Genomic DNA, 11,464 nt, shown 5'->3' with positions numbered 1-11,464 from the left:
GCAGTTGCCTGCACCGTCACAAAGAGTTGGTAAACAACGTTACCTTAGATTTTGCCTACCAGGTCTAATGAAGGCGCTAATGTCGCTTCACCTTCTTTCCATTTAGCAGGACATACTTCACCAGGGTGAGAAGCAACGTATTGTGCTGCTTTAACTTTACGTACTACGTCGTCTGCTTCACGGCCGATACCTTCAGCGGTGATTTCCATTGCCTGCACGATACCGTCAGGGTCAACAACGAACGTACCACGGTCAGCCAGACCCATGTTTTCACGCATACAATCGAAGTTGCGTGTGATCTCACCGGTAGGGTCGCCGATCATTGCAAATTTGATTTTGCCGATAGTCTCAGAAGACGCGTGCCATGCAGCGTGAGTGAAGTGTGTATCAGTTGATACTGAGAATACTTCTACGCCACGGGCTTGCAGCTCTTCGTACTTGTCAGCAATGTCGCCAAGCTCAGTCGGGCAAACAAAAGTGAAGTCTGCAGGATAGAATACAAATACCGCCCATTTACCCTTGATGTCTTCACTACTTACTTCAACAAATTCACCGTCTTTAAATGCATTTGCTTTAAAAGGTTTGATAGCAGTGTTGATAATTGCCATTGGTTAATCTCCATTAAGTTAGTTTGTTGTGTGTCGTTCGCACCGGGCAACCGGTTGACTAATGGACACGGTATCTACGAATTAATCAGAAACATGGTTCGAACTTTATGGTTTGTTGAACCCGTCCCCGTTGACTTGTGATTAGAATAGTCGTGCAGGGTTCAAAAAGATAATTGGTAATATTGAAAGGCTTAATCAGTTTTTCTGATTATTAGATTTGAATTTGAGCGGAAAATGCAATTTATAGTTTGGCAAAGTATGTTGCCGAGATCAAGTGACAATACAATGAAGATTTCGCAACACAGCACAGCGGCCCGGGATGCCGGCAGCTAAAACGCAGGCGCCGGTAGCTAACCCGTAGCTGCCGGCATCGGGCGGTGTGTCAGGTCAGTAAAGAAGAGGCTGGTTCATCAACCCCGCTCAGTTGCTCTTCGATATTCAGCAAATGCACGTATTCGTTGCGCTTTTCTGCCTGGGTAGTGCCCAGACCGTCGCCGGATAACGTAGTAGCAGCTTTTACAGCCTGCTCCAGCTGTTCGTCGCTCAAAGGTTCTTTCTTATTCAGTTGCACCAGTACCTTAAGCAGGCTCAGCGCAATTTGCTTATTGCCGGGAGATAACGTGAGTGCCTGTCGCAGGTTATTGTACGCCGGCACAAAGCGATTCTCTTTGTAATTTACCGCAGCCATGTCTTTCAGTTCACGGGTGGTAAAATTAATCTCTTTGCGCTCGATAGATTCCTGTTTCAGGTATTCATCAACAACCTGACTGGTAAAGGTATCCCCGGCAATCTGTTTATGCAGTTTTTCCAGTAACGCCAGGCAATGCTCCCGCATACCCAGTTCATGGAACGCTTTCATTTTATCCAGGTTGTCTTCCATAGACAGACCGTCCGTATCCGGCTTTTTGGTCTTCATGATCGCTTCGGCGGATTTTTTCTGATTACGCAAACACAGTACTCTGGCATTGAGTACAGAAAATTGCTCGGTCAGTACTTTATCCAGTCCCTGCTGTTTACTCAGTTCCGCCAGTTCTGCTTCAACTTTTCTCACCAGCTTTTCAGCGTCACCGGCAGAAGCGGTGGTAGCCATATCGAGCGTTGCACGCATAACATTGAGGGTCAGTTCCGGCGAATCGTGAATTGAATTTTTGGCGTACTTTGCCATATTTTGCACAGCCATTAACTGACCGGGCTTGTCATGGTTTAACCTGGCAAGATCCCATAAGCGTTTGTTACGTTCGATATTCCGCGGTGCCAGCTTACTGGCTTCACGCATCTGCTCATACGCCTTATCAAACTCTTCCTTTTCAATGTAATACTGTGCAAGTAAATCATATGTCAGGAAGCGGGTATCATCACGTTGCAGCAAATCTTCCACCAGGGTTTCAGTTTCTTCCAGTTTATTCTGACGAAGTAACGATCTGGCCAGTCCCATATGCACCCAGGCATGATCGTATTGCTGCAGCAGTTTCCTGAAATACACTTCTGCAGTGGTGTAGTCACGCAATGAAAGATAGCTTTCGCCGATTATACGCTTCAGGCGGGGATGGTATTCGCTGACGGATTTATCCATCAGTTGACGCTCTGCGTAGTAAACAGCGGTAGAATAATCCTGTTGATTAAGACAACATTGCAGCTTATGCAGCTTACTTCTGATGTTAATCAGATAGCGCAACCGTTGCTCAATACGGTTGCGATCCAGCGGTTTGACCCAGAAATCTGCAGGTTGCAACTCAACAATGCAGTTCACCAGCGCCTGACTGGTTTCGGCACTGAGAAAGATAACCGTGGTCTTATCTGTGATATGACGGTGGTGCTTGAGCTCTTCAAACAAATGAAAGCCGTCTTTATCCACACTCACATTAAAAGCGATCATGACAAAGTCATAAGTGTTCTGCTCACAAAGGCGAACAGCGTGAAAGGCATTAAATGCACTGTCCACACGGCGGATGCCGACTTCTTTTAAGGCGTTGCTGATAACATCATGAACCAGACCCTGATTATCGATAATCAGGACTTTTAACTCTTCTGCGGGGACAAGTGGAGGAAACTTTTCCAATTTGTGTATCCAATCTTACTGCTAATCCGAATGCCTTTGCGTTTCTTCCCTGATCAGTGGCTGCACACACTCACCATGTTAATTCCGTTTCACCGGAATGAAATGCGGCCTGCCATCTGTGTAAAGTTCGCAATATTTACCGTTTACAATAAACTGTTACGACTTTAGTAGCAATGATGAAGCAGACCAGCCAAGGGTTTTATCCTATTTTTTTTACCATAGGAAATGCAAGAGGCATAAATTCGGCGCGGTTCCTGCCCAGAGATTTAGCCCGGTATAACGCTTCATCCGCTTTGTCTACCAGGTCACGGCCATATACGCGGTTTTTCAGGGCACTGCGCATATCCATAACTGACACCCCAATACTTACAGTCAAAAAAGGGAAGGCTGAGGCCGTTTCATGAGGCAGCTTTAACTCGTTGAACACAGAAATGATGTACTCAGCCAGCGTCATTGCGCCGGCTCTGTCGGTCTCACCCAGTATAATACCGAATTCTTCCCCGCCCAGACGACAGCATAAATCCGTTCCCCTGCGTGCATTGTCTTTAAGTAATTTAGCTACCGTGATCAGGCAATCGTCACCTTTACCGTGGCCGTATTTATCATTATAGGCTTTGAAATCATCTATATCGATCATCAGCAATGCCAGTTCGCTCTGACTACGCTGACAACGCTCGATTTCATGGGCAAGACTCTCATCGAACTTGCGCCGGTTAGAAAGCCCGGTGAGGGGATCTGTGGCGGCCAGCGACTCCAGTTGCATAGTTTGCCGGTAAAGGCGCACATGGGTTTTTACCCGCGCCCGCATCAACGGCACTTCGATAGGCTTGGTAATGTAGTCAACCGCACCAATTTCGAAACCTTTAGCCTGGTCACTCACTTCAGTTAAACCGGTAACAAACACTACGGGAATACGGCGGGTACGCTCGTCAGACTTTAATTTCCGACATAAAGAAAAACCGTTAATTTCCGGCATCAGTACATCAAGAAGAATAAGCTCAGGCTCAGTTGAAATAGCCTGTTCGAGGCCGTCCTCTGCATCCGTTGCAATAATCACTTCGTAATCTGTCGCCAGTGCTTCGGCGATCAGCCTGATTGTCGTAATGTCATCATCGACAATTAGCACGCGGGAACGTGATATGGGCATTTGTGAAATCCTGTTTCTTAAACCAATAACAACTCGCAGTAATACAAAAACCTTTCTATTATGAAATACATGGCGAACAAAACGACTTTTTATGTCCAACGTATTAGATAACTTATTGCGTACTAACTTCATGCCGCACGGTCACTGCTATCTGTGGAACCCGGAAATTTTGTGGCTTAATGTCATCTCTGACCTGCTCATTGCCACGGCATACTTCTCAATTCCCATTGCCATTTTTTACTTTGTCAGGCAACGAAGCGATCTAAAGTTTAAAGGTATTTTTATCCTTTTCTCTCTGTTCATCGCCTTGTGTGGTGTGACGCATCTCATCAGTATCTTCGTCATCTGGCATGGTGCATACGGCCTCCATGGTATTGCCAAACTCGTCACCGCCATTGTTTCGTGTATTACCGCCTATAAAGTATATAGTTCCATTCCTGCCGCTCTGCAATTGCCAAACGTTAATCAGTTAAAAAAAGCGATGGAAGACGCCAGCAATGCCAGGCTGGAAAATTTACGCCTGGAAAATGAACACCAGCAGGATTTAATATTGCGTGAAAGTACAGACAGTGCCCATGTGGGCATCATGGTGCTGGCTTCTGATGGTATTATTACCGTTGCTAACAAAACGACCTGCTCTATTTTTGGCTATGAAAAAGATGAACTTGAAAATCGCCATATCAATCTGTTAGTGGCAACTGAGTTTACAGAAAAACATGATCAACTCATGCAACAATTCATCAACGGCATCGCCAGTGATGCTGCCCTGAACATGAACCGGATAGTCACAGGTTATAAAAAAGATGGCAGCCCTGTGCCACTCGAGATCCGCCTTAACCGTGCACAACATGACGTACACACCGTCTATGTATCGGTGCAGGACATCAGCGAACGGCTAAACAACGAACAGGCACTAGCGGCCAGCCGCTCCACCACCGACAGTCTCATTGAACATATGCCATTGGGGGTCCATTTTTATCAATATCAGCAAAACAAGTTTTCATTGCTGAAATCAAATACTATTGCTGACGGTTTGCTATCAAAATGCGAGTCTGATGTCTTTGTTTCACACCCTGCGCTAACAGCAAAGATGCAATCTGTCGCAGAAGGCCATGAAAAAGCGATCAAAACCGAAATTACCCTCCCCGTTCCCGGTTTACAGAGTCTTCAGTTGTATTTGTTTCCAACTTCGCCGGGGAAGCTGGTCGCCATGTTTGAAGATGTCACTGAAGCAAAACAGTTTCAGGGACAGCTCATTGAAAGTGAAAGCATTACGCGAAGAGCAATTAACGCTTCCATTGCAGGCGTCTACATTTTCGATGTGAAAAACAGAAAAAATCAGTTTGTTAACGACCGCTATACTGCGATTACCGGATATTCTCTTGAACAGCTCAATAATCTGAACGGAGGTATCAGTTCGTTGATCCACCCCGAAGACCTGGGCAAGGTGAAACATCATTTCCATCATCTGCTCAGCGATCCTACCGACGGTAATGTGTACACTCTCCAGTACCGTGTAAAACACGTCAACGGAAACTGGTTATGGTTAATGGCTCAGGACGTGGTCTTCGACAGAAACGATAAAGGCCGGCCACTTAAAATCATGGGGTCTTTTCTGGATATCACGCCACTGAAAAAGATGCAGGACAATCTGTTATCACTGAAAGACCGTGCTGAAGATGCCAATCAGTCTAAAAGTGAATTTCTGGCCAATATGAGTCATGAAATTCGCACCCCTATGAATGCAGTGATCGCATTAACAGACATGGTGCTGAAAATGGAAATGGGCAATAAACAGCGGGAATATCTGAAAAAAGTACAGGCATCGTCCCGCTCTTTACTGCAAATTCTCAACGATATTCTTGATTACTCTAAGCTGGAAGCCGGCAAACTGGAAATCGATAACACGCCTTTTGATCTCTACAAAATGTTATCAAACAGCCTGCACCTGTTCTCTACCACGGCGACACAAAAGAACCTGTTTATCGATTCAGACGTCGGAAAAAGCGTTCCCAGGTTTGTTGTTGGTGATGCCACACGCATTGCTCAAATCATCAACAACCTGTTAGGTAATGCGATTAAGTTTACTGAAAAAGGGGAAGTTACCCTGTCTGTAACAGCGGAACTGAGCCCCGTATCCGGCACGTATATGGTGAAGTTTGCGGTATCTGACACCGGGATCGGCATTGATAAGGAGAAGCTTGAAAGTCTGTTCACGTCTTTCTCTCAGGCTGACAGCTCTATTGGCCGCAGGTTTGGCGGCACCGGTCTGGGCCTGTCAATTTGTAAACACCTTGCCACATTGTTAAACGGCTCATTGACAGTAAGAAGTACACCGGGTGAAGGCAGCACGTTTACTCTCAGCCTGCCACTTATCGCTGACGCGCACCATGCCACCACCCTGGAAGGGAAATTGTTGAATGCCAGGACACTGATAATCGGAAATTCATCCCGACACATTCCTGTTATAGAGCAATATTTTACCTCTGTAGGCTGCGAGGTCAGCATTGTCGACAATTACAACTACCTGCATCAGAAATGGGACACGGACTTCGACGTTGTTATGATTGATATGACGACACTGAATAATGCAGAAAAAGGCTCAGTTATGGAAGCACTGCTCAGCAATCAGCACGATAATATGATAACGAAAGGCGTGATCTTTTTGAGTTCTGAAAGCCATTTTCATGAAAAAGCCAGTGATATTATTTTAAGCACTGCATCGGCCTGGCTTGTCACGCCTTTTGTGTTGTCCGACCTTGAAGAATCCGTTACCGCTATTTTAAATCGCAATCACACATTAAAAGACAGGACAAAAGAAAAACCGCCCCTGATGTTCAGCGGCGCATCTGTGCTGCTTGTGGAAGATCATCCAACAAACCAGTTTGTCGCTACAGAGTTATTGAATGCTGTAGGGCTGGAAGTAGTCGTGGCTGAAGATGGTGTCGAAGCCATCAGTAAATTTCAGAAAAAACCTTTTGATATTGTATTGATGGATTTGCAGATGCCGAATATGGACGGATTTACCGCTGCCCGCAAAATTCGCAACTTGCCGGTAGGTAAAACTATTCCCATTTATGCCATGTCTGCTGCGGTGATGGAGTCGGATAAAGAAAAAGTGGTGTCGACCGGTATGGACGGACATATCGCCAAACCTGTAGTCAGAGAAGACTTATACAATCTGCTGGAAAGAGTACTCGTTAAAAAAATTGCCAGAGCAGATTCAGTCGTCAGATTGCCCCGGGACCAACAGGATCAGGATGATGCAGCTATCCGCAAAGCACTGGCAACTACACTCATTGGCTTCGACATTGACGCCGCCACAGGCAGACTGGGAAATGATGTAGTGACGTATCTGGGTTTGCTGGAAAACTTCCATCTTCATTTTGCCAAATTTGATGAGGAACTCGGTGAGCATGGCGATGATGAAAAGATTGGCCGGCGCCTGCACACAATGAAAGGCTTATCCATGTCCATCGGAGCCACCCGGCTGGAAACCCTGGTTAAAGAAGCAGAACACTTACACAAGTCAGGTAAATTGCAGTCAACGCGGGATCTGAGAAAAGAATTTAATATCGTGTACAACAATACCGGTAAGGCGCTTAAAGCCTGCAAACCCTTTATCGAACCGGATGTCGGGGAAGCGAAAGCCGGGCTGGATGAATTAATTCTGGCCGTTAAAAACCATCAATATCTGCGCAAGAGCGACGTTGAACCTCACCGGAATACACTGGAAGAAAAGTACGGTAAGGCCGGCAGTGATGCCATTATCACTGCCATCATAAACCTTGATTACAAAGAAGCGATGAGTCTGCTGGTTACTGAGGAGGGTCAATGATGTCACCGGTGGTACCGTTGACCCTGTACCAGCCAGCGATAGACGACCGGGTGCGGGTAGCCGGCAATACTTCATGAGGAAACTCCTCACTAAGAAACACCACAACGGTACCGAATTTAGGTAATACGCGAATGCCGGTTTTGTCTTCTTCACTGGTATAAATAACCAGATGACCGCCGTCAGCCTCCTGCCAGTCCGGATTAAGGTAGGTGACCAGAGACAGAACACGGTTCGCCTGACCTTTAAAGGCATCGAGATGACGTTTATAAAATGCCCCGGGTTGATACACGGCAAAATGGCTTTCAAAGGAATACAGACCCAGCATCAAATTACGGTTCAGAAACTGTTTAAGCTGTGCTGTCCAGGAAAGCCAGTCAGCACCCGCTGCTGACGAGCCGTCTATCCAGCAAATTTCATCCCGGCGCACGAAGCTGTTTTCCTGAAAGTCAGTACTGCGGCCTATGCCGGCAGCCTGAAACTCAGCTTCACTCATCGCATTGTTTTGCAAAAATAAAGCATTCGCCAATGCTTCGGGTAAAGCATATTCTTGTACGCTGTATCCCTGCGAATAAATGTCATCCGCGATACGGGTAAAAAGCGACGTGTCGACAGGAATGTCATCAGCCAGAAGTGCAGTCATTATTGTGTTTGAGTAAGTAAAAAAACTGGCGGACTTATACGACGGGAAAGTGGTTTTGGCAATCAATTTTTAACCACTGTGACAACGTGATGGAAAGGATCTTTTCTTTCTGTCATGGTGTATACATCCGGTGTAGTAAAATCAGAGAGTAAGGCGAATTTAATGAATCAGGACATTCATCATAACGAAGAAACAGAGCATCATTTGGAACTGCGTAACTTAACGCTGGATGACTATGATGATGTAAAAGAACTGATGGACAAGGTTTACGCCAACGTGGGAGGCGCCTGGCCATTCAAAAATTACAAAGCCCAGGTTACCACCTTTCCTGAAGGCCAGATTTGTATCGAAGATAAAGGCAAAGTGGTTGCGTTTGCCATTTCAGTTATTGTGGATTACGACCAGTTTGACGACAAACACACCTATGATGAGATTACCGGTGACGCATACCTCACCACCCACGATCCTAACGGTGATGTGCTCTACGGAGTAGAAGTCATTGTATGTCCGGATTACCGCGGACTTCGACTTGGCCGGCGCTTATATGAAGCGCGGAAAGAGTTATGCCGGAATCTGAATCTGCAGTCTATTATGGCTGGCGGCCGCATTCCGAATTACGGCAAACACAGTCACGAAATGACGCCGTATGAATACATTGAAGCGGTGAAGTCGAAAGACATTTATGACCCTATCTTAACATTTCAGTTATCCAACGGTTTCGAGGTAAAACAAATTCTGAAGGCCTATTTGCCGGAAGATGAAGCCTCCCGGGGTTATGCCACACTGCTTCAGTGGCACAATATCTATTATGCACCGGGTAATCCACGTTTATTCGGTGGCAAGAAATCGAATGCCCGCATCGGCTGTATTCAGTGGCAAATGCGTTACTTTGAGAACGTTGAAGAGTTACTGCAACAGGTAGAGTATTTTGTGGATGCTTTATCAGACTATGGTTGCGACGTTGCATTGTTTCCTGAGTTCTTTAATGCGCCGCTCATGGGACTCAGTGAGTCACAGGAGTCCATAGATGCCATCTGGCATCTGGCAAGCTATACGGACGAAATTCTTACCGCCGTTTCTCATCTCGCGGTGAGTTACAACATTACTATCATTGCCGGTTCAATGCCGGTTGTGGAAGACGAAGAATTATATAATGTCAGTTACATGTGCCGCCGCGACGGTACCATAGACAGCCAGTATAAAATTCACCCTACCCCACATGAGAAGAAAGACTGGATCATGAAAGGCGGTAACGCCCTGAATGTCTTTGACACAGACTTTGGTAAAATTGGCATTTTGATTTGTTATGACGTGGAGTTCCCTGAACTCGCCCGCATCCAGTCAGAACAGGAAATGCAGATCCTGTTTGTTCCTTTCTGGACAGATACCAAGAACGGTTATCTGCGGGTACGTCGTTGTGCACAGGCCCGTGCCATTGAAAACGAGTGTTATGTGGCCATCGCCGGCAGCGTGGGCAACCTGCCGAAAGTAGATAACGTAGATATTCAGTACGGACAAACTGCGGTGTTCTCACCTTCTGATTTCTCGTTCCCTCACGATGCCATTGTGTCTGAGACAACACCAAATACCGAGATGACGCTGATTGTTGATCTTGATCTCGACAAGCTCACCAAACTGCAGAATGAAGGGTCCGTCCGTAACTATTTGGACAGACGTCGTGATCTCTACCGTGTTCAGTGGATTGGTGATAAATAAGTCGGTAACCGGCCAGTTAACTGCCATAAACAGCAAACTGGCCTGCCCTTTGCTGTAACTTGTGGGAATTTAATAACAATGCAGCCTGCGTGCATTGTTATTTCCCGCGGAGAATGGTATTGGTATGGGATTAAGGATACCATCTTCCTTATTAGCAAGATTAATCACCTGAAGTTGAGTTTTCAAAAGAGTAAGTATGTCTAACGATTCAAGAAACGATGATTTTCCGACCATCAGACTGGATGATGAAGATCGCCGCGACTACCAGCAAAAAAAGCACACCGCTGCACACACCATTAAAGCGGACACAAGTTCACCGTCAGGCACCAAAAAACCGGCGTCACCTGTTTCTGAAAAAAGTGGCGGTGGCGGTAACGGATTGTGGATAGCCCTTGTCGCCGTCGTGGCTCTGGCCGGCTGCGGCGGATGTTATTACTTGTATGATCAACTGCAGAAACAACAAATCGCTGCTGAAGATGCTGATTCACGTATTGCCCAGCTGGAAAGAAAACTCTCTGCAACAGGCGAAGAAATGGGTGAATCCACTGTTGCACTGCAGGTGAAAGTGAGTGAGCTGACGGATAAAAGCAAGGAGTTGTGGGATCAAATGGATAAGCTCTGGGCCTCAGCCTGGCGCCGTAATCAGAAAGAGATCACGGATTTGGGTGATAAGCTTAACGCTACAGAAAACGGACTGAAGAAGTCAGTTACTGCGGTCGCTGAAGATTTAAAAGCGCAGCAAAGCAAGGTGGTTTCGTTAAACAACCAGTTAAGTGGTCTGGCTGATGAAATTCTTGCGCTGAACGTTCAACTTGAACAGGCAGCTGGTGATAAAGCGTCACAGGCGCAAACGGTTAAGAGCCTGTCTGACAAGATTTCAGTTCTGGAAAACCGTAACAACAGCCTGGCAGGCCGTATCAGCGGCATGGAAAACGAAATCCGTGAAATAGCGACAAAAGTCGTCGTCAGTCAGCCTCAACCTCAGTAATCTGTTGCCGGCTTGCGACAGTCTGCCGCAAGCCAGAGTATTTAAGAGACTGTTTTCTGCCAGCTACCGGTCTGCTCAGCAGATACTAACCCCGGCTAGAAAAATCTGCAGACACAAAAAAAGCGCCTTTCGGCGCTTTTTTCGTTCAGAACTGTGTCTTAGCGACGCAGACCTAAACGCTTGATCAGATCAAGATAACGTTCTGCGTTCTTACCTTTCAGGTAGTCAAGCAGTTTACGACGCTGGCTAACCATGCGCAGCAGACCACGACGTGAGTGGTGATCTTTCTTGTGGCCAGAGAAGTGACCTTGCAGTTTGTTGATGTTGTGAGTCAACAGTGCAACTTGTACTTCAGGTGAACCAGTATCACCTTCTTTAACGCCATAATCAGCTACGATTTGTGCTGTTTCTTCTTTAGTTAGTGACATAATTTTCTCCTGATTGGATTAAATTCCGCCGATCACTAAT

8 protein-coding genes are annotated in these 11,464 nt (G+C 46.2%); 3 read left to right on the top strand and 5 right to left on the bottom strand.

From position 1 onward, the window contains the following. Positions 1–44: 44 nt before the first annotated feature. The 3 genes from ahpC to J3369_RS08780 form a co-directional block, all read right to left on the bottom strand. Positions 45–608, bottom strand: a complete 564-nt coding sequence (gene ahpC, locus J3369_RS08790) for an alkyl hydroperoxide reductase subunit C (protein WP_119501027.1) — start codon at positions 606–608, stop codon at positions 45–47. A gap of 382 nt (positions 609–990) precedes the next feature. Beyond that, on the bottom strand, positions 991–2,667 hold the full coding sequence (locus tag J3369_RS08785; protein ID WP_349585853.1) for a response regulator: 1,677 nt from the start codon (positions 2,665–2,667) through the stop codon (positions 991–993). A 199-nt stretch (positions 2,668–2,866) separates the two neighbouring features. Further along, positions 2,867–3,814 carry a diguanylate cyclase domain-containing protein gene (locus J3369_RS08780; protein WP_349585851.1) on the bottom strand — a complete coding sequence of 316 codons (948 nt, stop codon included), beginning with the start codon at positions 3,812–3,814 and terminating at the stop codon, positions 2,867–2,869. Positions 3,815–3,905: 91 nt separating this feature from the next. Between J3369_RS08780 and J3369_RS08775 the strand changes: the two genes are divergently transcribed. Continuing rightward, a complete protein-coding gene (locus J3369_RS08775; protein WP_349585849.1) occupies positions 3,906–7,652 on the top strand; it encodes a PAS domain-containing hybrid sensor histidine kinase/response regulator in 3,747 nt (1,248 codons plus the stop codon). On the opposite strand, the gene J3369_RS08770 is transcribed toward J3369_RS08775, so the two are convergent. Further along, on the bottom strand, positions 7,633–8,292 hold the full coding sequence (locus J3369_RS08770; protein ID WP_349585847.1) for a 2OG-Fe(II) oxygenase: 660 nt from the start codon (positions 8,290–8,292) through the stop codon (positions 7,633–7,635). The genes J3369_RS08775 and J3369_RS08770 overlap by 20 nt on opposite strands. A 162-nt stretch (positions 8,293–8,454) precedes the next feature. On the opposite strand from J3369_RS08770, the gene J3369_RS08765 reads away from it, so the two are divergent. Beyond that, positions 8,455–10,008, top strand: a complete 1,554-nt coding sequence (locus J3369_RS08765) for a GNAT family N-acetyltransferase (RefSeq protein WP_349585845.1) — start codon at positions 8,455–8,457, stop codon at positions 10,006–10,008. Positions 10,009–10,204: 196 nt separating this feature from the next. Beyond that, a complete protein-coding gene (locus J3369_RS08760; protein ID WP_349585843.1) occupies positions 10,205–10,996 on the top strand; it encodes a hypothetical protein in 792 nt (263 codons plus the stop codon). 158 nt (positions 10,997–11,154) lie between these two features. Here J3369_RS08760 and rpsO read toward each other — a convergent pair whose 3' ends face one another. Continuing rightward, positions 11,155–11,424, bottom strand: a complete 270-nt coding sequence (gene rpsO, locus J3369_RS08755; RefSeq protein WP_070125244.1) for a 30S ribosomal protein S15 — start codon at positions 11,422–11,424, stop codon at positions 11,155–11,157. Between the last annotated feature and the right edge of the window lie 40 nt (positions 11,425–11,464).

The organism is Alteromonas sp. NFXS44 (assembly GCF_040148705.1).
GTDB lineage: Bacteria > Pseudomonadota > Gammaproteobacteria > Enterobacterales > Alteromonadaceae > Alteromonas.
Note: the sequence above shows the minus strand (reverse complement) of the source record. Positions and strands in the feature narration are given on the sequence as shown.